Below are 24,615 nucleotides of genomic sequence, written 5' to 3'. Positions count from 1 at the left end.
CCATATCACCTACATTCTTAACGTACTATCCTTGATTCTGACTTAAAATGTCAAAGCGTTCACAGAAGAAAGCTCTTAATTACATTTCATTACCTTACACAGCAAATAATATCACTCCATCACCACGGACATCTATTAGAGCATAAAATAGCCTTGTTACGCACTTATCTTTGTCTGCACATCATTTGCATCGCTAAATTTTATCTCAAAAACTGCCAATGACATACCAACACGGCAAAAAAACAAAATAAACCCTATAAGCAATTAATAAAATAGAATATTTTTATCCGTGATACTTTACTTTCCAACTAAAAACACGCATACACGTAACACTCAATTAACCAATTAATATTTAAAGTAATTTTTACAGTTTACTCTATTATTCCATATCAAATAGAGCGTGTAGGATCCATATCAATTTTGTCGCGCAATGAGTGGATAAAAAATGCCTGAAGCTAGCTATAACTTTTTTCTGTTACGTTATGCAGATATTTACATCGATTTACTGACAGACAGTGAAACTCATGCCATGTCTGAGACATAGCACAACAACGCAAGATAAAAACGCTCTCAGTTAGACCGTCTATCACGACCCATATCTGGATTGAGTTGCTAGCGCACTTATCCATACCAACAAAAAATTAGAAGGCTCAAATTGACTGATGATGCTTTTTCACGGCGTGTTTCGTGTATATCTCGCCTGTTTTTTCATTCGCTTCTATTTAACGCCCCTCGGTATTCATCGCTTTTTTAGTTTTATTGGTAGGTTGCGTATTAGCAGGATCATCTGGCCATAAATGTTTTGGGTAGCGACCTTTCATCTCTTTTTGTATTTCTCGATAGCTGCCCTGCCAAAAAGCCCCTAAGTCTTGGGTGATCTGTAATGGGCGCATCGCAGGTGATAACAAAGCAACCGCCACAACGACTTTGCCATGAGCAACCGTTGGGTTCGATGTCTGCCCATACATCTCCTGCATGCGGATCTCTATCATCGGGGGCTTATCTAAAGAGTAGTGAATGCTTACACGACTCCCCGAACCCGCTAAATAGTCCGTCGGTAAAGCCTCTTTTAACCATTTTTGTTGCTCCCAATCTAAACGATGCATCAGCAGCTCCCCGACATTGATTTCTTGAAGTTGCTTACGGTGAGTTATTCCATCTAAGTAAGGCGCAAGCCAAGCTTCTAAGGAAGCCAACAAAGCCTCATCAGCCACATCTGGTAAAGTGGTATCAGCAAACCAACGTTGAGCCAATTGGCAACGGATCCGAAACTGCTGTGCAAACGGGCTCCAATTTAAACTTTCTAATCCATTTTGCCTTAGCCAATGTAACAATGCCTGTTTAATTTGTTGTCTATCAGGATGGGTTAATCTTTCAGAGCGAACAACCAATTGCCCACATTGCAACCGTCGCCAAGCAATTAAAGTGCCTTTTTGTTCATCCCACTCGACGGTTTCCTGCTGATAAAACAAATCAGGACAAGCCGCCTGCAAGCTAGCGATCTCAATAGGGGTTGCTAGACTTATTTTGGCATCTGCTGAGGTTTCAGGTTGCCAAAGTGTTGGAGCGATTAGCCACTCATTTCCTAACAACGCGTCATTTTCATCTAACGATGCCCCTAATCCACTTGTTAACTGATAGCGGCTTTGATGATCTCGACTTTTCGCGATACGGTCTGGAAAACCGCTCGCTAATAAAGTAGGTAACCACTCACTTATTAGCGAGACGTTTCTGCCAACTGCTGCTGTGACCGGATAACCACATAATAAAGTGGCACGTTTGCACCAACTCTCTGTAGGCTTATCCAAATAATAATAAATATCACTGTGAGCTTGGCGTGGAGGCTCTTCTAATATTGCCACTAATAACGCCGCTAATTTAATCACTTCATTATTTTGACTTTGCAAGGCCTTGTACAACACGGCGGCAGTGCGCACTGAACTTCCGAGTTCTGCGACTCCTCTTCCAAGCGGAGTTAGCTTGCCGTGTTGATCAATCGCCCCAAGTCGACTCAGCAACTCTTTCGCTGCGGCTATTGCGGGTTGTGGTGGCAGGTTTAACCATTGAAGCTGCTCCACCGCTTGGCATCCCCACTGCAACAGGGATAACCATAACGAACTTAAATCACTGTGTAATATTTCAGCTTCACTAAATTGTGCAGCTCTTTCCGCTTGCTCTTGACTGAATAAATGCCAACAAATACCGGCTTCTAACCGTCCTGCTCGCCCAGCCCGCTGCTGCATGGACGCTTGGCTAATACGCTGTTTAACCAGTTTTGTTAGTCCAGTGCGAGGATTAAATAAGCCTACTCGTTCAAAACCGCTGTCAACAACTAAGCGAATGCCTTCAATCGTTAAGCTAGTTTCTGCAATATTGGTCGCTAAAACGACTTTACGTTTGCCTTCAGGGGCTGGCTGAATGGCTTGCTGCTGCTCTTTTATTGATAGTGCCCCATACATTGGGCATAAAAGTATGTCCTCACTAACCATAGAAGCTAGCTCTGAGCGAGTTCGCTCGATTTCCCCCGCACCGGGTAGAAAAAGCAATAGCGAGCCACTTTCTTGTTGAAGTAATCGCCAAACCGCATTTGCCACCTCTTTGTGGAATAATTTATTCGCATTGATGGGGTAAAAATGCCTTTCGACAGGATAGGCACGCCCTTCGGATACGATCACGGGGGCATCAGGGAATAGAGCCACCAGCCCTTGATCATCCAATGTGGCCGACATCAACAAGATTTTTAAATCATCACGCAGTGCCTGCTGAGTATCAAGCAGTAGAGCCAAACCTAAATCCGCTTGTAAACTGCGTTCATGAAACTCATCAAGAATGACTAAACCGACCCCTTCTAACATCGGATCATCTTGCAACATGCGAGTCAAAACCCCTTCAGTCACCACTTCGATACGTGTGTTTACACTAACTCGGCTTTCAGAGCGCATGCGCAACCCTACCGTGTTACCGATATCTTCGCCTAGCTGCTCGGCTAACCGTTTAGCGACGCTACGAGCCGCAATTCGTCTCGGCTCCAACATGATAATACGTCCGTCAATCACCCCACTTTCTAATATTAGCCGAGGTAAAACGGTTGATTTACCCGCCCCTGTAGGGGCATGTAATAACACTTGCGGAGATTGCTGTAAGGCCGTAAGTAAGGAATCACTAACGTCATAAATCGGTAACACGCGGCTGATAACTCCAATGGTATTTAACATTTTCAGGCAAAGATTGTAGCATTGCTGCTTATTTCCTGAATACTGATTGCGGAGACAATATGGAGTTTATTCCCCCGTTACAACCAGCCACACTGATCAAACGCTACAAGCGCTTTTTAGCGGATGTCGTTACACCTGACGGTGAAGTCATGACTATCCACTGTGCCAATACGGGGGCGATGACTGGCTGTGCAACGCCCGGAGATAAAATTTGGTATTCAACATCGAATAACTCAAAACGCAAGTACCCACACAGTTGGGAAGTGACACAAACGTCACAAAATCATCTAATTTGTATCAATACATTACGAGCTAATCAGATCATTGCCGAGGCGTTGGCGCAAAAAACCATTCCAGAATTATCCGAATATAGTGTAATAAAGCCTGAGATGAAATACGGTTCTGAAAATAGCCGGATTGATTTCTTTTTATCTGGAGATGGGCTACCCGATTGTTTTATCGAAGTAAAATCTGTCACGTTATTGGAAAATAACCATGGCTATTTTCCCGATGCTGTGACTGAACGCGGACAAAAGCATTTACGAGAGCTAACAACAATTGCTAAAGAAGGAAAAAAAGCCATACTGTTGTTTGCAGTTTTGCATACGGGGATCTACGAGGTCTCGGCAGCAGCCCATATTGATAAGCAATATGCCACACTTTTGAAAGAAGCTATCGAAAATGGTGTTGAAGTACTGTGTTATCAAGTAGATATCAATACGCAAAAAATGCTATTGGGTAAAAAAATTAAGTTTACACCTATCAAATAATGATAGTTTATTCGCTGCTCAAAGCGAAGACGCATGGGTTCTGGAGGCTTAAAAAGGAATAAACACGCGCGCCTTCACAGCATTACAAAACTCATTGCATGAACGATTGCCAAGAGGGCACTCTTCTGCTATTTATAGCGACCTTAATTTTTCCCCCCTTTGGGGTTTTGTGAAATTTGCGTGTGTAGGAGAAGCATTATGCAAGAAGGGCAAAAACGTAAGACATCGTCCTTAAGCATTCTCGCCATTGCTGGGGTTGAACCCTATCATGAAAAAGCTGGCGAAGAGTACATGAACGAAGCCCAGTTGGCGCATTTTAAGCTCATTCTCGAAGCATGGCGCAATCAACTCAGGGATGAAGTAGACCGGACAGTTACTCATATGCAAGATGAGGCAGCTAACTTTCCAGATCCTGTTGATCGGGCAGCCCAGGAAGAGGAATTCAGCCTTGAATTACGCAACCGGGACCGTGAACGTAAGTTGATTAAGAAAATCGAGAAAACACTGAAGAAAGTCGAAGAAGACGATTTTGGCTTCTGCGAATCTTGTGGTGTGGAAATCGGCATCCGTCGTTTGGAAGCCCGCCCTACCGCTGATTTGTGTATCGACTGTAAAACATTAGCAGAAATTCGCGAAAAGCAAATGGCTGGCTAATCACTGATTATGGAGTCCTTAACGGCGCACTAACCTTGCGCCGTTATAAGGAAATCTAGTAATGAGCACCTCCACTTCACCCTATATTGGTCGCTTTGCACCATCTCCATCAGGTAACCTTCACTTTGGTTCACTCGTCACCGCCCTAGGTAGCTATTTGCAAGCACGCTCGCAAAAAGGTAAATGGCTGGTGCGTATTGATGATATTGATCCCCCAAGGGAAGTTCCCGGCGCGGCTGATAATATTCTAAAAACGTTAGCGCATTACGGCTTATATTGGGATGATCAGGTACTGTACCAATCAAAACGTCATGATGCCTACCGTGCTGCATTAGATGACCTTCGCCAACAAGGCAAAAGTTACTACTGCACTTGCTCACGGCAACGTATCAAAGCGTTGCAAGGGCATTACGATGGTCATTGTCGCAACCTCCATCTTCCAGACCATCAAGCGGCTATTCGATTAAAACAAACTCACCCCGTTTATCAATTTACAGATAGGCTCAGAGGCGAAATTGTGACACCAGCCAATGTCGCTGAAGAAGATATTATTATTCATCGTAAAGATGGTTTGTTTGCTTATAATTTAGTCGCTGTTGTTGATGATCATTATCAAAATGTCACTGAAGTGATGAGAGGCGCAGACCTAATCCCTACCACCTCACAGCAAATTTCGTTATATCACCACCTTTCATTGCCTGTTCCTGATTATGCCCATTTACCGCTGATCCTAAATCATGATAATAATAAGCTATCAAAGCAAAATCATGCCACAGCACTGCCGATGACGGATCCTCGCCCAGTAATATGCCATGCACTAACATTACTGAATCAACCGCCAATCCAGTACTGGCGTGATTTGAGTACCGATGAGATTTTAAAAACCGCAACGGATAAATGGCAGCTAGCGGCGATCCCATCTCATGATATTATTGACAATGCTTATGACTGAATATGACTTTTATGCGTTTAAGCATTCTCAAAGAAAGGCCAGTAAGCTATGATTAGCCGCTTATTTTGTTTAATGAATATTCGTAATGATATCGAGGTGTACTATTTTTAACCGAGTAGCAAATTTCTGCCGTAATATTTTATCGCGAAATGACAAGGACACGCGTGACGCACAGGCAGCCGGTGAAAGGCCAGTCACTTATTCTGACACTGCGACAGCTCAGTCCGTAGAACAGAACGCTAAACAAACAAAAACCACGGTTCGTCAGTCCAAACGTGCCGGTATTCAGGCAGAGAAATCAGAGACAATGACGACTGAAACAGATGAAAATATCACTGTAATTCCTCGTTCAGAGCATACTATTTCACGTAGTGATATTAGTGATAATGCACTGAAGGTACTTTATCGCTTAAATAAAAATAGCTATGAGGCCTACCTCGTTGGCGGTGGTGTACGTGACTTACTCCTTGGTAAAAAACCCAAAGATTTTGATATTACAACTAATGCAACGCCTGAGCAGATCCGCAAACTATTTCGTAACTGCCGGCTAGTCGGTCGTCGATTCCGTCTCGCCCACATTATGTTCGGGCCAGAGGTCATTGAAGTTGCCACTTTCCGCGGTCACCATGACCAAATTGAGTCGGAAGATAAAAACCGCTCCCAGCAAGCCAAAAATGGCATGTTGCTACGGGATAATATTTTCGGCTCTATCGAAGAAGACGCAATCCGCCGTGACTTTACCGTCAATAGCCTTTACTACAACATTGATGACTTCTCTGTTCGTGACTATGTGGGCGGCTTAAACGATCTTAAAGCGGGCATTATTCGCCTTATTGGTGACCCAGAGACTCGTTATCGCGAAGATCCTGTTCGCATGCTACGTGCGGTGCGTTTCGCCTGTAAATTGGATATGCGTATTGAGCCGAATACGGCGCAACCAATCCAACGTCTGGCACCGCTATTGCGCGAAATTCCTTCAGCAAGGCTATTTGAAGAGTCACTGAAACTGCTACAAGCGGGTCAAGGTTATGCAACCTATAACATGCTAAAAGAGTACCACTTATTTGAGCAACTGTTTCCGGTTATCAGTAGTCGCTTTACCAATAACAATGATTCGCCAATGGAAAAAATCATTGATCAGGTACTCAAAAATACTGACTTTAGGCTCAAAAATGATAAACGGGTTAATCCTGCATTTTTATTTGCAGTCATGTTATGGTATCCCGTTACGGAACATGCAGAAAAGCTGTCTCAAGAAGGTGGGCTTGCCTACTATGATGCTTTCGCACTGGCGATGAATGACATACTTGATGAGCAGTGCCGTTCGATTGCGATACCTAAACGTATCACCACCACCATGCGTGATATTTGGCAATTGCAATTACGCCTTCCTCGCCGCCAAGGGCGTCGAGCGAATAAATTAATGGAGCATCCAAAGTTCCGTGCTGCATTTGATTTATTAGAATTAAGGGCCAATGTTGAACGGAGAAATGAGCTTCAAGAGCTTGCTGTCTGGTGGGATGAGTATCAGCGTTCCAATAATACTAAGCAGCGTGAGATGATAGCTGAGCTAGGTAGTGCGCCAGTGCGTAAACGCCATCGCCCACGCAAGTCATCATCAAGCGCCCATAAACCAAATAAAAATCAGGGGTCATAGAATGGAGTTGGTCTATATTGTTATTGGCAGTAACCTTGGCGAGCCATTGAAACAGGCTCAACAGGCTATTGATGCGTTAAATGCGCTCCCAAACAGCCGTATAGTCAACACCTCTTCGATCTATCGTAGTAAACCGCTGGGGCCACAAGATCAAAACGATTTTCTTAATATGGCGGTTGCACTTGAAACTGAGCTTGAGCCAGAAGCGTTGCTTGATCATACACAACGCATTGAGCTGGAGCTTGGTCGAGTTCGCAAAGCTGAGCGTTGGGGCCCTAGAACGCTCGATCTCGACATTATGCTTTTCGGCAATCATATTATTAATACCCCACGATTGACCGTACCTCATTATGGGCTAAAAGAGCGGGAATTTATGTTATATCCGCTCAATGACATTGCCCCTGATCTGATTTTTCCTGATGGCGAACCGCTATCAGAAAGGCTCACACTCGTCCCACGTAATGGCCTCACCCTTTGGGATATTACAACCTAAACAGTGAACCTCCTAAACAGGAGGGGTCGTCAGTGGGATCTTTTCCGGAGGTTATTATAATGAAACCAATTTCTCTGGCTACTCTGGGTCAGTTTAAAAAAGACAAACACAAATTTGCTACCATGACGGCTTACGATGCCAGCTTCGCTCAGCTATTTGCAGAGCAAGGTATCCAAGTCATGCTCGTCGGTGACTCCCTTGGTATGACCATACAAGGCGAATCTAGCACCCTCCCTGTTACCGTAGAGCAAATCGCTTATCACACTCGCTGTGTACGCAAAGGTGCACCAGACGCATTCATTATCGCTGACATGCCTTTTATGAGTTATGCCACCCCTGAACAAGCTTGTGCTAATGCCGCTATTCTGATGCAGGCTGGTGCAAACATGGTAAAACTTGAAGGGGGTTGCTGGCTATGCGATACCGTCAAAATGCTGTGTGAACGTTCCGTTCCCGTATGTGGGCATTTAGGGCTAACGCCACAAGCCGTCAACGTTCTTGGTGGCTATAAAGTACAAGGTCGCGATGAGGTTACCGCCAACCAACTCATGAAAGATGCCATTGCGCTAGAAAATGCGGGAATACAGCTTTTGGTTCTTGAGTGTGTTCCTACCTCACTAGCCAATAATATTACAGAAGAACTACTCCTTCCGGTTATTGGTATCGGTGCAGGCAATGGTACTGATGGGCAAATTCTTGTCATGCATGATGCATTAGGCATTACGGCCCGCCCTCCTAAGTTTGCCAAGAACTTCCTTGCACAAGCAGGCAATATTCAAGATGCGGTTAAACTGTATATTCAAGAAGTTGAAGCAGGGATCTACCCTAGTGAAGATCATTCTTTTGAATAATTTTATTACGGCTCAATAATAAGGAATTCACCTATGCTTATCGTCGAAACATCTCCCATTCTTCGCCGTGAGATCCGCCGCTGGAAGCTAGAAGGTAAACGTATCGCTCTTGTACCAACCATGGGCAACCTGCATGATGGACATTTAGCTTTAATTGATGAAGCGAAACAACAAGCTGATATTGTAATTGTCAGCATTTTCGTTAACCCTATGCAGTTTGATCGCCAATCCGATTTAGCCAATTACCCTCGAACCTTGCAAGAGGATTGTGAAAAGCTGAAACGTCGCGATATCAATCTCGTTTTTGCCCCTTCTGTGAAAGATGTTTACCCTGAAGGAATGGCGCAACAAACCTTTGTTGAAGTGCCTGAATTGTCATCAATACTTGAAGGTGCGAGTCGCCCTGGGCATTTTCGCGGTGTATCAACAGTCGTTACCAAACTGTTTAATTTAGTCCAACCTGATTTAGCGTTTTTTGGTGAAAAAGATTTCCAGCAATTACAGCTAATTCGCAAAATGGTGAGTGACCTTTCTTTTGATATACAAATTGTCTCTGTGCCTACCGTCAGAGCGAAAAATGGGCTTGCATTGAGTTCAAGAAATAACAATCTATCAGCAAGTGAACTCAAAATAGCACCACAACTATATAGCATTATGCAACAGGCGGCAGAGAAGCTAATTGCAGCCCCTGACAACGTTGAAGCGATTATCCAAGAAATCGATGATTCGCTTCGCCAAGCAGGTTTTACCCCTGATGAGCTATTTATTCGTGATGCCGAAACCCTTGCTCCATTGAGCAATATAAGTCAAAAAGCGGTCATCTTAATGGCAGCTTGGTTAGGGCAAACCCGTTTGATTGATAATTTACAGGTTGACCTACCCACAGTTTCAGCTTAAAAAAACAAGCAAACACAGCATGACGATTAAAAATGGTAGACAATAATTATGTTTAGAAAAATGTTACAAGGTAAATTACATCGGGTTAAGGTCACACAAGCCGACCTTCATTACGAAGGCTCTTGTGCTATTGATCAGGATTTTATGGATGCCGCTGGGATCCTCGAGTACGAAGCCATTGATATTTACAACGTCGATAATGGAGAACGTTTTTCTACTTATGCAATTGCAGGTGAAAGAGGTTCTAAAATTATTTCAGTCAATGGTGCCGCTGCACGTCGTGCTGCTGTTGGCGATAGATTGATTATCTGCTCATACGTTGATATCAAAGATGAAGATGCTCGTCACCATAAACCCAAAGTCGCTTACTTTGACGGTGACAATATTATGAGCCGTGTTGCCAAAGCAGTTCCTGTACAAGTCGCTTAACGCTATATCCCCCAACGGCAGTTAGCTTGTTGGGGGTTACTTAGCTTCCTTTTTTAGCCAAGCAAGAAAATACAGCTTTCATTTCGTTATTTGATCTTTTTCTATAACATTAAAAATTATTATATTAATCTCAGTAATACCTCTAGAAAATATCATTTAAATCACCATAGCTAATAAAAAAGATAATTATTTAACATCCCAATTTATATTAGATTGAAAAAAACATCACATAAAGGGGATGCTATGAATGATAATAGAAACAAGAAGACGTTTGGACTGTTATATACTCTAAAGATCCAATTTCAAAATATGCCTTCGTTTTCTAGTGGCTTTATTTATGCAAATAAAAAAAATCAAATCGAAATATTGATTACTGTTGATGCTATTAGTGAAGATGGAGAGCCTTATTTTAATAATGAACGAGAAGTGCAAGATGCCACTTATCTGTGTTCATTTTTTGATGGTAAACCCTTAAATCAAAATTGGCAAATTTCGAATGAAAAAGGGCCATTTTGTAAAGCAGTTAAGTATGACACAACTCTATCAAGGCGGGAGCCACCAACCCTACGAACGATAACCCGCTCGACATTTCAAATATCCAAGTTTATTTCATCCGACATTGTTAACCCCGCCTTAGAAATCGCAGTAGGAATTAATATTCCTGGAATAGGCAATTTTGACACCTCAATGAATGGAACACCTACTTTAAATTCAGGCTCTGTCTTTAAATCACCTAGCCGAATTTCAGTAAGCAGGATATCCCCTATCGATTATACAGATAATAGAAATGTTATGGTGATTGATAAAGGTTGGAAATATATCATGACCGATGCATTATTCCGCAATGGTAGCAATCGGCACTCCAGCTCTTATCGGAATTATGCAGCCATTATTCGCTATAAAAAAATATCTATTATTACAGCCAACAAATATAACATTATCGAAAAAAGAGTCTCGCCTACATTGCCTTATAGTGCTCCTTATAAAGATTGGTTTTATAGTACGACCATGCCCCATGCAATGAATTATGCCACCGATGATCAGGCGCTCGGTGCATACTTAACGAGTTGGTTTATTGAGACTCGAGATAGAGTCGGCTATTTTCACGCAATTAACGAAGGTTGGACAGAGCTAACCCACAAGAAAAAGCCGCCACTCTATTTTACAAGCATGAGAAATGGTGAATTTAATAAAAAAAATACGTTTTCTGTGTGGCCACAATTTAGCAACGATATGCCTAAACTTGCCCGCTTTTCAAATAATAATCAAAATAGTATCACCCTTGTTTGCCATCAAATCAATTTAGTGGATCACATTCCTCTCTATCTCGGTGCTGAATGCCGCGCTCAATCAAACACATCCTTAGCAAGCCATGTTGAAATTGTTGATGAGTTTGGCAATGAAGGCATCATGACTATTGAGTATCGCCATAATATTGATGGGGAAATTACTGTTTAAATCCGTTTTGTTAAAAGTGGCACTATTGATCTTTTAGCTTAAAATATTTGGAGCCAAAATGCTTAACTCACCCCCAGCTAAAAAATTCAAACAAATCAACCATCTTAGCATTCATTTTAAAGATAATCCGACTAATATTCATTCGGTTATTTATGCAAATGGATATAATCAAGTTGAGGTTATTGTTACTGCTGAAATCTTAGATGAAAATAATGACGCTTTTTTTGAAAATGAAAAAGAATTTAGAGACTGTATCTATTTTTGTTCCTTTTCAGATCAACAACTACTCGGTGATGAATGGATAATCTCTGAACATCGGGGAGACTATTGTAAAGCCGTACAGAATGAGATTACTCACATAAAAAATGCATCTATAGAGGCCATAAAAAGCACAAAAAGGATCAGTACCTCATATTATTTCTCACTGAAAGAGATCAATCCCGGACATGAAATTGCAGTCGGGGTGAGAATCGATGGTGAAGGTTTATTCAATACCTCACAAAATGGCACTTTAAATCATAAAGGAGAAATTATTTTTATTGCACCTAAGCGGGTTATCATTCAAGGAATTAAAAAAATTGATTATGATAATAATGAAAACATCGCTATAACAGATAACGATTGGCAGGAAATCTCAAAAAATATTTCATTTCATATCAGTAAAGGGGCGATACTGGGGAATTATGAGCATAATTACGGGATCATAAGACGTAAAACATTTAAAATTACAACGCATAATAAATATAAATTAAAGTATAAATCTCCTGTATATAGCTTACAACATATCCCTAAAATTAAAGATTGGTACCATAATCACGTGATGCCCCATGCAATAAAGATCGTTGGGGGGCCTTATTATAGCGGAATTTATGTTAATAGCTGGTTTATAGAGCCTAATAATATAGAGATTGGCTATTCCAATATATTAAATAAAGGGCTAAATAGGATTATAAAAGATATCCGCCAATCTCTTTATTGTACTGAGGAAAAAGATGGCCGATTTGTAGGCGATACAACTTATGCGATTTGGCCTCGGCTGGAAGGAAATCTCGGTCCTCTTTGGTCAAAAACCGCCTTAGATAAACACGCCATCACTATCGTCTGTCATCAAATGTATCTTAGAGATAAGAAACTCTATTATTGGGGATATTATTGCCCTGCCCCCTATCATGTGGCCGACCCTCTGCAAATTTTTATTATCGATGAGTATGGTAATAGAGGGAATATTAATATTGTATTTGAAGAGGATATGTATGGTACTGTCAGCGTTTAAATAACCACTTTAAGAAAAACGAGTCTTTATTATTTTCGTACAACCAATTTTTATCATGACATTATAGCCAACAAATAGGCGGGGTATTTTGTTCATTCATCATTGTAGGGGATGATCTGCTCATCCCCTTTTGCTATCGTTTAGTTAAATTGCAAAACAAATTGTGCCGTCGCTTCTGCTTTCCCTGCTTTGACAGAATTACCATAACGGTAATATTCCGCTTTCAGGGGAACACGCGTTTCACCTTTTTCTAAATCAGCTAATTTAACAAACTCCTGATTAACTAATACGTTATCATTGTTTAATGGTGATTTTACAACAAACCCAATACCACTGGCATTATTACCTTGCCCTTCATTATCGATTTTAATCACTGCATCTTTACCATTATAACTCGCTGTATTGTTTGCAATGAGCTTGATCTTCGCTGAAACATTCCCCGTACAGACGATATTAATATGTTCCTCAACAGATGACGGCGTTGTCGGGAACCCTACGGATGGGAATGCCGTGGTCGGTACCCGAGGTAACGTAAATGACAAATCGGTATTTTTAGCTTCACAAGATGTCGGCGCACTTGTCACTTTTCCTTTTAGTCGATAAGTATAACCAACTTTTGTCGAGCCACCACCTGGGTCAAACCGTTTAATGAGTATCGCCCCAATCACCGAATTATCAAAGGATGTTGCCGTCGGGTTATCTTTACCGGCATAAAAAATAACCGTTGCATCTATAGGCATAAGTGCACCTTCAGGAACAGGCAACACTTGTCCTGGACGATTTGTAAAAGGCAATTCTGATTTACTTTCAATTAAGACATAGACGATATTTACGGGGCCACCAGCATGCACATGGTAAGCGGGCTTCCCATCAATTTCGCCATAATATCTCGCTATAATGCCGCTGCCTTCACCGTATGTTGCATAAGCATAGACTTGTGAGTCAGGCCCACACTGCGCGACACCACCTCGTCCACTCTCTCGCACAAATGTATAACGAGCAATCTCGTCGTTCTTTTTGATCGCACCACTTAATTTAATGTCCACCATTGCGCGCATTGCAGAGTGATTTTGACCATCCCCTCCTTCAACACAATTCTGAGCCGCAATACTGCTATTTATCCCAGAGAACATTAACACCACGCTGAACGCTGCTGCATAGCCCCAATTAATCTGTTTTCTCATTATTCTTACTCCTTTCAGCGGCATTCTGAATTCAGGATATAAAGCCCATTTGTTGGCATGGTATTTTCGATGTTGTAATCCACATCACAGGATTCATTAGCACCCTCATTTTTCCAATTAACTTTAATGCGTCCTTTAGGCTTATCTGCAACTAAATACAAGGTATTAAAGTTAGAAACGAGATGAGTCGCTTCATCTTCTGTAACAGCTTTTGCACCTACCGGTAATTCTTTATTCGTTGGATGCTGTAACTTAAATAATAACTTGTAGCCTTTTTTAGCGTCGAAATCAGCCAGTATCAAAGCGCCCTTTGTTGGGATAACATTATTAATAATGTTATTTTCAATTTCGGTATCTTGTGGGATAGTTTTTGTATCAATCGCCAGTGTATTTTTACGATATGGCGCCATCCCCGGAACAATCGCTAAACCGTAAGCGTTAGTTTCAACTGACTGCCCATTAATAATACCGACACCTTGTGTCCCTTTGGTAAGAATCAATGCGCTTGTATCTTGCATTGAAGGTGCTAATACCACACCGTATTGAGTGCCAACAAATGCACCACTAATACCGTAATTAAAGTTTTTATGGCTATCGTTATAAGCGTACCCTGCATTAACGACTGCATAAGGGGAGCGATAAGAGCTACTTAACCCCCCTGAATAGCCCATACCTTTATTACCGTAGCCTTGATAAATATCCCACGTTCCACGATATAATTCGCCATAGCTGCCACTTAAACGTGCTGTTTGTGAAGTACGATGCTGGTCATCCGTTGATATGCCATAATTCACACTCATTGTGTTATTTAACACATCGAACGGAATACTGACATTTAAACTCAAATTGTATGAACGGCTGTTATCATTTTCAAATTGTCTACCTTTTGAATAGGTGTAATAGACACTGTAATGAACCTTATCGATATTACTGTTAAAACCAACATTATAAGATTGTTGTTTATGACCACTTGAATACTCATAAACAACACTATTTAAGTTAATCGAGCTTGAGCTATCGAGTATTGGTTGAGAAAGAGATACGGTGTATTCATTTTTTAGTTTTTCATAGCTGCCACGGTATTTTTCCTCATAAAAGAATGCGTCATCTATATTCATAAAATCAGCATCAAAATGACGGAAACCCGCTAAAGCTAAGCTAAGCTCGTATTCGTTGTCTCAATATGTTTTGAGTAATTGACTCTAAATGCATTACCACTCAACGTAGATTGATTATCAACATCAGTACGAGAGTGCACAACATCCGTTGTAATTGCGCCAACCTCACCTAAGTTAAACCCTGTACCGATTGCATAGGATTGGTATTTTTTAGCGTAGAGTGCATCACCAAAAACGGTCACAAAGTCTGTTAATCCATAATAGATTTCAGCTTCATTCACATAACGGCCATCACCGTTATTATTCCCATCATATTCACCACTAGAGAAACTGTATTTAATACTGCCTTTTCGCTCTAAAAAAGCAATTGATGAGAAAGGAACAATAAAGTTAACTTCATTACCATTTGCTTCTTCTACTGTGACATATAGATTGCCACCATTACTCATTGGATAGTAATCTGTAATTTCAAATGGCCCAGCAGGCACACTTTTCTTATAGATAACTTGATCATTTTGTACAATAGTCACGATAGATTCAGAATTAGCGATACCATTTGCGCTTGGCGCATAACTCGTTAAGTTATAAGGTTCCATTTGCCTATCTGATGCTAATTTAACCCCTTTAAATTTAAAAGAATCAAATAATTGCGAGCTTGTATATAAGTCCCCTAGTGTTAGCTCACTTTTTATTATATTAATGTTTCTTGATAAGGTGTTGCTAATATTATTCCATTTATTCTTATCGTGCCGATTGTTGGCCCATGTGGAATAATTACGATAACGCCATGAGCCTATGTTAATTTTCGTCTGAATATTACCATAATAGTTATCATCGACTTTACCGCCTTCATAGGTGTTAAAAGCCGAAAAAGAGTAATTTAAAAATACAGCAGGAATGCCATCATCCCACTGTGCTTCTTCAGCTTTTCTTATGCGCTGCTGATTAATCATTGATTGCGGAACAGTCATTGAATACACTTTAGTATTTAAATCAAGTGACTGTGTCATATACTCAATATCATTAATATTGAAGCATTCTTGATCACCTTTTAAGGTCTTATGAAAATCTATACCAAAACTTTCCCAATCCGCAAAACTAAAACAAGGTGTAAGTTGTTCTCCACCATCTGCCCGAGGCATCATCACAAAGCTAATTTCTTTATTAAGAATTAAATTATTATTAATGAAAAACCTGACATGATATTTCCCTGGTGCTATATCATTTTCCCTAAACACATCCAGATCTTCATTAGTCAATTGCGTATCTGTACCTGCAATATTTAACAAGCTAGGTGGATAATAATCAGCAGCCCGCATTTCAAATGACAATGAAGCGAATACAATAGCCATAAACAGAGGTGAATATGGATACTTTTTATGATAAAGACGATTCATAGGCCTTTACTCTACTTTATTAGATTATTATTTTATAAGATATTGACTATCTAACCCTTTACCATAATCATTGATATAGTTTAGAGAAACCTTATTGGAACTAGCCCCTAAATTAGAAACATTAATTACTGTTTCAGAGCGTGGTTCTAAATAGCTTGGTGCTTCGACTTCTCTGTTATTAATTTTTATTTTTGCAATGTTAATATAAAATGGTGTTGGGTTAACAACCTTGACTCCAGCGGTAGAGCGAGACCAAGTTAACTCATTGACAACATCTTCAAGCTTTTTATCGGATAATGCTGTAGGTCGATAAATTAGCTTTATTTTGTTTGTCATTGAATAACGTAAAACGTTTTCTAAATCCTCACTACTCGGTGCCACAAATTTTACATTTAGCCAATATAATGCTTCTTGGTCACTCGGTAATGATGCTATTTTAGTCAGTTGGATCGTGTTTTTTTGCTCAGATTTTAGCTTAATTAATGGAGGTGTTACTGCAAAATCTTGTGTTATTTTTCCATTTTTATCTTCCACCCAAGATTGAAGTAAATAATTCCTATTTTTATCTGTATTAAATGCAACAACACCTTCGCTATTCTCTTTTTCGTGATAAATAACACGCGTTGTTTCTAAACCAAAGCCAGCATAGCTGGTTGAACTAGCAAGAAAACACAATAACAGTGTAGGAACTATTTTTTTCATAAACATAGGATGTCCTCCAAGAAAAAAAGTAACGCAGATTAATAATTGATAATCTGCGTTATCAAATTATTTATAAGTAATTTTATAATTTAATGTTGCGTCTGCTTGGCCTGCTTCTACGTCATCGTCTGTACTTACATACTTAGCAATAAAAGTTCCAGTCCATTGAGCACTATTACCATTTACTTTTATTTCTTCACTTTTACTACCATTAATTTTTAATGGCTTGGATAGGTCATCTTCATTGTAAATACGGATACCCACATTTTTTGCAACGCCAGCACTACCTTTATTGTCCAGTTCTAAAATAGTTTTATCAAAACGGTTTTCATGACCCGTTAAATTGATAGAGATAGTACCTTGATCAGGACAGTCAATTAATTTAATTTTTAATTTACCATCACCACCAGTACCACCAACCTCATCACCTTCCTCAGTAAACTCACTAGTAGCAAAACGTCCCATTTTTACATCAGCATTTGGTGAGTTAGTATCATTCAGGCTAATAGTGCATGTAGCATTATAAATAAGTCCTTTAAACTTAATCGTTCCACTTTGCTCTTCTGCTGTTGCTGAAAAAGCAAATGCTGAAGCAATAACAGCCATAAAAATATTTCGAGTTGATAATTTTTTCATTGATATACCTTTACACTCTACATAGTAATTAATAGTAATGTTAATTATTCAGCGCGTAATTAATAAAATAGTATAGATATAGGTAAATATCGCTATTCTAAAAATTAATGCGAGAACATATTAAAGACTTATATACACAAATAAGAAATAGTTAAAAATTCATGTTACCCGACTGATGAGTAACATGTAAAAAGAGTATATAACATTAAAGTAGTATTTGATTTGTGTAAGTTTTTCAAAACGTAAATTTTAGAGGTGACAAAAAAACAACTCACACATCACAACTCATTGTTATATAGGAATATTATTTTTTGATCTGCATCAAAAAATGAATGATTAAAATTATACACCTAAAATTACTTTATTATCATACGGTTATGTGTAACTGTTTTTACTTACCTATATTGAACATCTTTATCTGCTCTGTAGTACTTTCTTACATTTATTGCGGGTAAAAATATAGTTTCCTTGTTGATTATTTTAACTTTTATAATAATTTGGTTTTCTAAATAAAAAATAAGGCTAAGATAAATCTCACTCATTTATCTTGGCTTTATTCAATAATTTTTTTCTTATCTTTATTGGTAAACAATATCGATAGTCATGGAGGCATTTGCAAAACCAGGTGTTACTTTTTCATTTATTTGTTTATAGTAACCCCGCATAAAAATATGAATGTCACCCTCACTCTTTACACTATTAATAATTTCATTTCGTACATTGAGCGTTAATGCTTTCCAATTATTTTTATCCATTGAATATTCTGTTTCTATCCCAACCCCCGTTGCAACGCCATCGACCGCATCAAGCGCTAAGACACTAGATTGACCAGAATAACTGTTACCTTTAGGTATAAATATCACTGGAATATTACTTGGACATTTCAAGCTAATTGACCAATCTGCCTTTGGGCTAGTCGAACCAACGCTGCCTCCCAAACCTGTAGAGCTTAAATAAATATCCCCTAAATTAATATTTTTAGTTTGGTTAGAACTTAAATCACAAGTTGAAGCTTTTACAGCACCTGTGATGTTGACTAACACATCGTAACTGTAAGCATGGTTTATAGTTAACCCGAAATAACTCAGCAATACTATCCGCAGTATTTTTTTAGTGGTCATATTAATTGGCCTGTACGACAAAGGTAACCGAAGCGTTTGCTTTACCTTGTGTAATTTTACTATTGGTTTGAACATAACGAGCACGCACTTTTAATTCAGTATTTCCCTTATTAATAGCTTCATTCTGCATAAAGTTATATAGCGTATTAATATCTCGGTTGACCCAATTGTGGAGACTATTTTCATAGCTTTGTAATTCAATTGCAGCTCCCGTTGAATATCCATCACCTTTATCAAGCGATAAATAACGGCCATTAGATTCTGAAACACCTTGAAATTGGCCATTTAATACACTCATTTTATCTGGGCAATCAAACTCAAGTGTAAATTCAATCCATTCAGACTGGGAATTTATTGCACTGCCAAAACCTCTAGGACTATTAGTTAGCCAAGTTCCTAAATCAACACTGATATTCCGTGTTTTGATACCACAAGTCGAATGTTTAATGCTTCCTGTATAATTGACCATTACTGTTGCAGAGGCCGAATTAATCAGAATAGGGATAAGGAATACGAGAAAAAAATAACGTATTAGATTGTAACCTTGTCTCATGGTATCAATCCTTTAGTCATAAGCAAACGTTAGTGTTAATGCTGCATTCCCTGAACTCGCTTTAACCTTTTTGGCCGTTTTAACATATTCAAAACGCAATGGAACGGTATAATTCTTTTTGCCTGCTTCCGTACGAAATAGAAGCTGATGATTATCGGTAACAACGTTTTTATCACCACCAACTTTTAATGCCGGAGAGCCATTATGAAAAACCTGCACGCCATAGCCAGGTGAGTCCGAGTTATCTGTTAACTCGATGAAATCACTGCCTATTTTAGAGGCTCTTCCATATTCACCTAATGTCATATAAACACGCATCTCAGCATTACAACTCATCTCAATACTTTCTTCTGCTAAACCAAACCTATAGCCAACATCAAACCTATTTACCCTATTTAGATCATGTTCCCCTAAATCGATATTTAATCTTTTTGTATTGATATTACAAGTAGAGGCTGTCGACCTTAAATGAGTATAGCTACTATCTATAAATCCATCATAAGTATATTGGGGATCATCTTCCTTATAACAGGTAAAAAATGCCCGAGCATCGCGAGAGATCTTTGTATCACCTTTTGGCGGGATACCATCAACTCTGACTCTTGCAAAGGCAATTTCAATCCTAACCTCAGTATCAGGTTTTTCTAAACCAAAAAGGCCACTTCCATACCTATCTTTTATTGGATACCACTCAGGATCACCATCCTCTCTAATTCCCCAAGCATAACCAACGCCTTTAACATTTCCAGCATAAACAGGGAACGCTTTTCCTCCAAAATTAACTGTTAGGCCTGTTGCGTACCTAGCATCATAAAATATCATTTCGGTAAACTTCCCTTGTTCTTTCGGGTTATTAAGGTTGCTTTGACAAACTGTTCCTGAATATATTTGCCATCCCTCCCCGATAATCGTTCCCGATGCGACCTCTCCCGCAGCATCATCAAACACTAATTCTGAATCAGGAAAAATGATCCTTGCAGAAATATCTGAACTTATAGCTATATTTGGGTAACCACATAGCAATCCGAGAAAAAATGCAATTGATGATAATTTTAATACTGTATTTTTCATTTTATCTCCGTTCTTTATTCACATATTGCTTGCAGAGATGCTACTGGCATTTGCTTTTCTTGTTCATTAAGTTGGTAATTGGCCATACACTGTTCATCTGTTTGATTTCCCCATTTAATATGGATCTTTCCTTGCTCTGGCATACCACTAAAATAAATATCACCATTATCCCCAACAATACCACCACTGCTTAATCCATCTTGTTCGGAAACTAATTGTCCTATTGAACCAAAAGGAACGGCTTTCCCATTGTGCGTCACTGTCAATAAAACACGATATCCTGTATATGTCTTAAACTCCGCTAACATTGCCGCACCTCTTGTCGGAACTAGGGTCAGTGCGCTTTTTTGCAAATCAACATTTTCTGGTAATGACGTGGTATCTAATAACACTTCATTCTGTGTATAGGCGCTGAGATAAGGAACTATCGCATAACCTCGCCAATCAGTTCTTATTCCTGTTTTATTTTTAACTTTAACCCCTTTTGCTCCCGGTGCCTTCACAATAGCAAAAGAGTCATAGATTGGCTGAGATAATGTCACACCATCAGAGTGCACAACAATGGCACCATTTAAGCCATAATTGGCGCGTTGTGAAAATTGGTCATAGCTATAGCCAGCATTTGCGATGGTATACGTACTTTTATAAGATAATGAAGCATTACCTTGTGCTTTTTGATTTCGATTGCCGTATGACTGCTGTACTGAATAATTTAAATTATGATCATCCAACAGGGATCCACTCAATCCAGCCATATAATTACTATCCCCTCTGTTATTACTACTCATAGAGAGGTTTAGCATACTATTATTAATCGATAGGCCACCAAGAGGTATGCTAAAAGAGAGAACAAATTGGTGATCAGCCTTATCGTAGCCTGAAAAATCAGAATAGCTATAATTCAAGGTATATTGGTAACCTTTATAGTTATTATTGTAACCCGCATTTAATGTCCGCTCATGACCACTTTGATTCCAAAAATCTTGCTGATAAGCGGAAACATAAAGGTTGCCATAAGCCTCTAAATCCTGATTAACCGTCGCTTGATAACGATTTTTTTTGCTATAAAAACTGTCTCGCAAATAATTAGCGTTAGCTTCTGGGAAAGAATAAAAGCCCTCAGTTGAATAACTGATAACCTGCAAAGGTGACTGTGGTACCTGTAGTTAACAGATTTTTAGTATATTGAACACGGTACGATTGACCTGTTTTTTGTCGGTTATCAAATTGAGTAAATTTTGTTTTTGCTTGGGTCACATCTGAAGACAAAGCACCAACATAACCTAGGTTTAATCCAATACCCGCAGCATAAGATTGGTAATCTTTGGAAAATAGACCACCGCCATACGCCGTTATTCCTTTAGGTAAACCATAAATAACCGTTGCTTGCGCAAAATTAGGCTCTTTGCCACTGTTATTATTTTTAAATTTCCCGCCAGTCACTGCGTATTTCAATTGACCTTCACGCTGCATAATGGCTAATGAAGAAAAAGGAACGATAAATGAGCGTTCACTCCCATCGGCCTCTTTTACCGTCACCGTTAAATCTCCGCTCGTTCCCGTCGAATAGAGGTCGTTTATTTCAAAGGGGCCGGGTGAAACATAAGATTGATAAATAATATAGTCATTTTGTTTTATCGTTATTTCGGCATTACTTTGCGCAATTCCTCGGATGATCGGTGCAAAACCACGTAGAGAGCTGGGGATCATCGATTCATCTGAAGCGAGTTTAGCACCACGGAATTGAAAACCATCAAAGACTTCACTCGGCGTTGAAGTATCACCAATTGTTAATTGAGATTTAAGAGGATTAATGCCTCGTTCAAGGTAGGTTTCAATATTTTGCCAACGGCTTTGATTATTTTGATAAGAATACGTTGAATAATTTTTCAAACGCCAAGGGCCAACATTTAACCCACTGCGTAAGTTAACATAGTGGGATGACGTATCTGCATGAGAAGATTTATACCAAGTGTTAGATCCCCGATAAAAATAACTTAATACCAGAGCGGGTACACCATCATCCCATAAACTAGGATCAACTGTTCCAGACGCTGTTTTATTCATCGCTATCTGAGGAATAGAAATAATCAGCTTCTGGTTAGTCAATTCAAGCCGTGTATACGCATCTGGAATATACTTTGAAATATCTTCAATTGGCTGTGTTTCAGTTAAATTGGCAAAAGTAGGAAGGGTTTTAACATTAACCCCCCAATTTTCAAGTTCCTCTTTAGTGAGTACTGGTATTAATTTTTGATCCTCTTTGCTCTTAACAAAAACCAAAGATTTAGAACCTACTCCTCGCCCATTTAAGACAATATCTACATGATATTCGCCCTCCTGCTGTCCTCCAGGCGTTGAAAATTGCTCTAAACTTTGCAGTTCGGCTATATTTTGTCCATTAACTGGCGTTAACGAGTGAGGACTAAAATAGTCACCAGCAAACGCCATTGGAAGGCAAGCAACTGACAGAGTTAAACCTGCAATGGCTTTGCTGAGCGAATGAGGAGCAATCTTGCTGAGTTCAAATATGGATACTAAATTTTCTTGTATGTACTCTTCTTTATTAAAAATTAGCATAATAGTAAAATTCCATACCTGACTTTAATTTTTTATTATTTTAATTCTTGCTCTTGACTATCTGTTATCCCACCAACATCAGTCACGGCTTTCCACATCACTTTATTAACTTGAATACCTGAAATATTCCACGAATGCTCTCCCATAGGAGGAAGCATAACAGGCTCGTCGATAGATTTATTCCCTACTTTTAATTCACTAAAAGAGACATAATAAGGTGTTGGATTTTTACCCACTAACAGGTTGCCTTTTCTTTCAAATGTCACTTTTTTATAAGCAGCCCCTGCGTCTGCGCTCGATAATGATTTAGGGCGATAAATCAGTTTGATTCGATTATTAATCGAAATAGTCAGGTTATTTTTAGCATTAGGATCAGTCGGTGGAATCGACTTTACATTCAACCAAAAAACGCTTTCCTTATCGTCAGGTAGATCTTTACCTGTATAAACAATCCTCAATGAATTGCTGGATTCAGGTTCAATTCTAAATAAGGGAGGGGTGATAACAAAAGGTAACTTAGTTTGATTATTACTATCGAAATGATCAATCCAAGATTGAATTAAATATGGTGTCTTATCATTATTACGAACTGTAATGGAAGCTTCTTTGCTGTTTGCATCATAAATAACCCGTGTTCCACCAAGTACAACACTTGCATTCGCTTGGGTTACGATTAAAAAGAAGAAAAAAAGAGTAGATATTAATGTTTTAACCATAATGCTATCCCTAAATATGGGGAACATACCTTCTGATAATCACGTGTAGAATGATATGTTCCCATTAATGCTAAAACTTTGTTAAATTAAATCGAGAATTTTTCTCACTTTAATTATTATTGTTTATTTACTTGGCATTATTGGTTATAAGAAATTGTTACTGTCACATCCGCGTTAGCCACACCCGCTTTTACAGGGCCAGTTGTCACATAACGGGCATAGTATTCCTTTTCACCGCTATTATTAGCTCCTTTAAGTTCAATTTCACCCGCTGGTGCTCCAGGGGTAATATAAGCTGTATCGCTTTCAGCATGAGTAATACCAATACCAGCACCAACTTCTGTGGATGTTTTATATAAGCTGCTATTTGTACTATCCGCAGTTCCAGTGAAAGTGATCTTTGCTTTTTTAATAACATCAGGGCATTCGTTAAGTGCAATCACAAACTTTGTTGGTTTTGTTGTTTCATCGGATTTTTGAAAATGGCTCACCAACCAAGTGCCTAACTGTACTGTTCCTTCACTTGAGTTCTCATTATTTGTTTCGATAGTACAAGTTGATTCAACAAATTGCCCTTTAAAATGGATAGTTCCCGTTTCTTTACCATCAATGACATCTGCATTTGCAACGCCAGTGAATAAAGACATAGTGATAGCTGAAGTAACTAATAAGGCTTTATTTAGTTTCATCTTGATGACTCCTAAAATATATAATTTGTTATCTAATTCTTTTATTGGTATTTCACTATGAAATTACATAGTTTAATAAGGTTATTTCTTATCTCGACCATCCTGCATAGGAGTATATGCAATTTATGTGTAAAATCCAGTTTACGTGTGAAAACCGTTAATTTACATTAAAAACAAACAAATCACTAAACAAAACGCT

Annotated in this window: 23 protein-coding genes; 10 read left to right on the top strand and 13 right to left on the bottom strand. The window is 39.1% G+C overall.

The annotated features are described in order from the left end of the window. Positions 1-722 precede the first annotated feature (722 nt). Positions 723-3,215: an ATP-dependent helicase HrpB gene (gene hrpB / locus I3B46_RS05745; protein ID WP_163761957.1), complete on the bottom strand. Its 2,493-nt coding sequence runs from the start codon at positions 3,213-3,215 to the stop codon at positions 723-725. Between the two features lie 59 nt (positions 3,216-3,274). Here hrpB and sfsA point away from each other — a divergent pair, with 59 nt between their 5' ends. The 10 genes from sfsA (at position 3,275) to I3B46_RS05695 (ending at position 12,649) form a co-directional block, all read left to right on the top strand. Further along, positions 3,275-3,985 carry a DNA/RNA nuclease SfsA gene (sfsA, locus tag I3B46_RS05740; protein WP_004922520.1) on the top strand — a complete coding sequence of 237 codons (711 nt, stop codon included), beginning with the start codon at positions 3,275-3,277 and terminating at the stop codon, positions 3,983-3,985. Positions 3,986-4,183: 198 nt separating this feature from the next. Beyond that, positions 4,184-4,639, top strand: a complete 456-nt coding sequence (gene dksA, locus I3B46_RS05735) for an RNA polymerase-binding protein DksA (protein ID WP_004922522.1) — start codon at positions 4,184-4,186, stop codon at positions 4,637-4,639. 61 nt (positions 4,640-4,700) lie between these two features. Continuing rightward, positions 4,701-5,591 (top strand): tRNA glutamyl-Q(34) synthetase GluQRS, encoded by an 891-nt coding sequence (gene gluQRS, locus I3B46_RS05730; RefSeq protein WP_036941319.1) that lies wholly within the window; start codon positions 4,701-4,703, stop codon positions 5,589-5,591. An 85-nt stretch (positions 5,592-5,676) separates the two neighbouring features. Further along, positions 5,677-7,248, top strand: coding sequence for a polynucleotide adenylyltransferase PcnB (gene pcnB, locus I3B46_RS05725; protein ID WP_104872900.1), 1,572 nt, complete (start codon positions 5,677-5,679; stop codon positions 7,246-7,248). A gap of 1 nt (position 7,249) precedes the next feature. Next, positions 7,250-7,741, top strand: a complete 492-nt coding sequence (gene folK, locus I3B46_RS05720; RefSeq protein ID WP_004922531.1) for a 2-amino-4-hydroxy-6-hydroxymethyldihydropteridine diphosphokinase — start codon at positions 7,250-7,252, stop codon at positions 7,739-7,741. A gap of 59 nt (positions 7,742-7,800) precedes the next feature. Further along, positions 7,801-8,592: a 3-methyl-2-oxobutanoate hydroxymethyltransferase gene (gene panB / locus I3B46_RS05715; protein ID WP_014656572.1), complete on the top strand. Its 792-nt coding sequence runs from the start codon at positions 7,801-7,803 to the stop codon at positions 8,590-8,592. A 33-nt stretch (positions 8,593-8,625) separates the two neighbouring features. Next, complete coding sequence (gene panC, locus I3B46_RS05710; protein ID WP_004922538.1) at positions 8,626-9,489, top strand: pantoate--beta-alanine ligase; 864 nt, start codon at positions 8,626-8,628, stop codon at positions 9,487-9,489. A gap of 48 nt (positions 9,490-9,537) precedes the next feature. Continuing rightward, positions 9,538-9,918, top strand: coding sequence for an aspartate 1-decarboxylase (gene panD / locus I3B46_RS05705; protein ID WP_004922542.1), 381 nt, complete (start codon positions 9,538-9,540; stop codon positions 9,916-9,918). Positions 9,919-10,161: 243 nt separating this feature from the next. Beyond that, entirely contained in the window at positions 10,162-11,376 is a 1,215-nt protein-coding gene (locus tag I3B46_RS05700; RefSeq protein ID WP_040132336.1) for a hypothetical protein, read from the top strand. Between the two features lie 58 nt (positions 11,377-11,434). Continuing rightward, positions 11,435-12,649, top strand: coding sequence for a hypothetical protein (locus tag I3B46_RS05695; protein WP_104872902.1), 1,215 nt, complete (start codon positions 11,435-11,437; stop codon positions 12,647-12,649). 140 nt (positions 12,650-12,789) lie between these two features. On the opposite strand, the gene I3B46_RS05690 is transcribed toward I3B46_RS05695, so the two are convergent. The 12 genes from I3B46_RS05690 to I3B46_RS05645 form a co-directional block, all read right to left on the bottom strand. Next, on the bottom strand, positions 12,790-13,833 hold the full coding sequence (locus I3B46_RS05690) for a fimbrial protein (protein WP_072502464.1): 1,044 nt from the start codon (positions 13,831-13,833) through the stop codon (positions 12,790-12,792). A gap of 14 nt (positions 13,834-13,847) precedes the next feature. After that, positions 13,848-14,951: a fimbria/pilus outer membrane usher protein gene (locus I3B46_RS21995; RefSeq protein WP_255531935.1), complete on the bottom strand. Its 1,104-nt coding sequence runs from the start codon at positions 14,949-14,951 to the stop codon at positions 13,848-13,850. 35 nt (positions 14,952-14,986) lie between these two features. Continuing rightward, entirely contained in the window at positions 14,987-16,348 is a 1,362-nt protein-coding gene (locus tag I3B46_RS21990; protein ID WP_255531934.1) for a fimbria/pilus outer membrane usher protein, read from the bottom strand. 27 nt (positions 16,349-16,375) lie between these two features. Beyond that, positions 16,376-17,056 (bottom strand): fimbrial biogenesis chaperone, encoded by a 681-nt coding sequence (locus tag I3B46_RS05680; RefSeq protein WP_004922557.1) that lies wholly within the window; start codon positions 17,054-17,056, stop codon positions 16,376-16,378. A 60-nt stretch (positions 17,057-17,116) separates the two neighbouring features. Continuing rightward, positions 17,117-17,686, bottom strand: a complete 570-nt coding sequence (locus tag I3B46_RS05675) for a fimbrial protein (RefSeq protein WP_004922560.1) — start codon at positions 17,684-17,686, stop codon at positions 17,117-17,119. Between the two features lie 578 nt (positions 17,687-18,264). Beyond that, positions 18,265-18,807, bottom strand: a complete 543-nt coding sequence (locus I3B46_RS05670) for a fimbrial protein (protein WP_004922566.1) — start codon at positions 18,805-18,807, stop codon at positions 18,265-18,267. Position 18,808: 1 nt separating this feature from the next. Beyond that, complete coding sequence (locus I3B46_RS05665) at positions 18,809-19,360, bottom strand: fimbrial protein (protein ID WP_004922571.1); 552 nt, start codon at positions 19,358-19,360, stop codon at positions 18,809-18,811. A 12-nt stretch (positions 19,361-19,372) separates the two neighbouring features. Beyond that, entirely contained in the window at positions 19,373-20,431 is a 1,059-nt protein-coding gene (locus I3B46_RS05660) for a fimbrial protein (RefSeq protein ID WP_104872903.1), read from the bottom strand. A 14-nt stretch (positions 20,432-20,445) separates the two neighbouring features. After that, complete coding sequence (locus I3B46_RS21985; RefSeq protein WP_255531933.1) at positions 20,446-21,513, bottom strand: fimbria/pilus outer membrane usher protein; 1,068 nt, start codon at positions 21,511-21,513, stop codon at positions 20,446-20,448. Between the two features lie 37 nt (positions 21,514-21,550). Next, positions 21,551-23,011 carry a fimbria/pilus outer membrane usher protein gene (locus I3B46_RS21980; RefSeq protein WP_255531931.1) on the bottom strand — a complete coding sequence of 487 codons (1,461 nt, stop codon included), beginning with the start codon at positions 23,009-23,011 and terminating at the stop codon, positions 21,551-21,553. Between the two features lie 35 nt (positions 23,012-23,046). Next, positions 23,047-23,727, bottom strand: a complete 681-nt coding sequence (locus tag I3B46_RS05650) for a fimbrial biogenesis chaperone (RefSeq protein ID WP_014656581.1) — start codon at positions 23,725-23,727, stop codon at positions 23,047-23,049. Between the two features lie 137 nt (positions 23,728-23,864). Beyond that, a complete protein-coding gene (locus I3B46_RS05645; protein ID WP_004922584.1) occupies positions 23,865-24,416 on the bottom strand; it encodes a fimbrial protein in 552 nt (183 codons plus the stop codon). Positions 24,417-24,615 lie beyond the last annotated feature (199 nt).

Origin of the sequence: Providencia sp. 2.29, assembly GCF_015832305.1 — a bacterium.
GTDB classification, from domain to species: Bacteria; Pseudomonadota; Gammaproteobacteria; order Enterobacterales; family Enterobacteriaceae; genus Providencia; species Providencia stuartii.
Note: the sequence above shows the minus strand (reverse complement) of the source record. Positions and strands in the feature narration are given on the sequence as shown.

What these genes read in the sequence shown, in the direction of transcription:
- hrpB (WP_163761957.1), bottom strand. Translation starts at nt 3,215, where the DNA reads ATGTTAAATACCATTGGAGTTATCAGCCGCGTGTTACCGATTTATGAC.
- sfsA (WP_004922520.1), top strand. Translation starts at nt 3,275, where the DNA reads ATGGAGTTTATTCCCCCGTTACAACCAGCCACACTGATCAAACGCTAC.
- dksA (WP_004922522.1), top strand. Translation starts at nt 4,184, where the DNA reads ATGCAAGAAGGGCAAAAACGTAAGACATCGTCCTTAAGCATTCTCGCC.
- gluQRS (WP_036941319.1), top strand. Translation starts at nt 4,701, where the DNA reads ATGAGCACCTCCACTTCACCCTATATTGGTCGCTTTGCACCATCTCCA.
- pcnB (WP_104872900.1), top strand. Translation starts at nt 5,677, where the DNA reads ATGATATCGAGGTGTACTATTTTTAACCGAGTAGCAAATTTCTGCCGT.
- folK (WP_004922531.1), top strand. Translation starts at nt 7,250, where the DNA reads ATGGAGTTGGTCTATATTGTTATTGGCAGTAACCTTGGCGAGCCATTG.
- panB (WP_014656572.1), top strand. Translation starts at nt 7,801, where the DNA reads ATGAAACCAATTTCTCTGGCTACTCTGGGTCAGTTTAAAAAAGACAAA.
- panC (WP_004922538.1), top strand. Translation starts at nt 8,626, where the DNA reads ATGCTTATCGTCGAAACATCTCCCATTCTTCGCCGTGAGATCCGCCGC.
- panD (WP_004922542.1), top strand. Translation starts at nt 9,538, where the DNA reads ATGTTTAGAAAAATGTTACAAGGTAAATTACATCGGGTTAAGGTCACA.
- I3B46_RS05700 (WP_040132336.1), top strand. Translation starts at nt 10,162, where the DNA reads ATGAATGATAATAGAAACAAGAAGACGTTTGGACTGTTATATACTCTA.
- I3B46_RS05695 (WP_104872902.1), top strand. Translation starts at nt 11,435, where the DNA reads ATGCTTAACTCACCCCCAGCTAAAAAATTCAAACAAATCAACCATCTT.
- I3B46_RS05690 (WP_072502464.1), bottom strand. Translation starts at nt 13,833, where the DNA reads ATGAGAAAACAGATTAATTGGGGCTATGCAGCAGCGTTCAGCGTGGTG.
- I3B46_RS21995 (WP_255531935.1), bottom strand. Translation starts at nt 14,951, where the DNA reads ATGAATATAGATGACGCATTCTTTTATGAGGAAAAATACCGTGGCAGC.
- I3B46_RS21990 (WP_255531934.1), bottom strand. Translation starts at nt 16,348, where the DNA reads ATGAATCGTCTTTATCATAAAAAGTATCCATATTCACCTCTGTTTATG.
- I3B46_RS05680 (WP_004922557.1), bottom strand. Translation starts at nt 17,056, where the DNA reads ATGTTTATGAAAAAAATAGTTCCTACACTGTTATTGTGTTTTCTTGCT.
- I3B46_RS05675 (WP_004922560.1), bottom strand. Translation starts at nt 17,686, where the DNA reads ATGAAAAAATTATCAACTCGAAATATTTTTATGGCTGTTATTGCTTCA.
- I3B46_RS05670 (WP_004922566.1), bottom strand. Translation starts at nt 18,807, where the DNA reads ATGACCACTAAAAAAATACTGCGGATAGTATTGCTGAGTTATTTCGGG.
- I3B46_RS05665 (WP_004922571.1), bottom strand. Translation starts at nt 19,360, where the DNA reads ATGAGACAAGGTTACAATCTAATACGTTATTTTTTTCTCGTATTCCTT.
- I3B46_RS05660 (WP_104872903.1), bottom strand. Translation starts at nt 20,431, where the DNA reads ATGAAAAATACAGTATTAAAATTATCATCAATTGCATTTTTTCTCGGA.
- I3B46_RS21980 (WP_255531931.1), bottom strand. Translation starts at nt 23,011, where the DNA reads ATGCTAATTTTTAATAAAGAAGAGTACATACAAGAAAATTTAGTATCC.
- I3B46_RS05650 (WP_014656581.1), bottom strand. Translation starts at nt 23,727, where the DNA reads ATGGTTAAAACATTAATATCTACTCTTTTTTTCTTCTTTTTAATCGTA.
- I3B46_RS05645 (WP_004922584.1), bottom strand. Translation starts at nt 24,416, where the DNA reads ATGAAACTAAATAAAGCCTTATTAGTTACTTCAGCTATCACTATGTCT.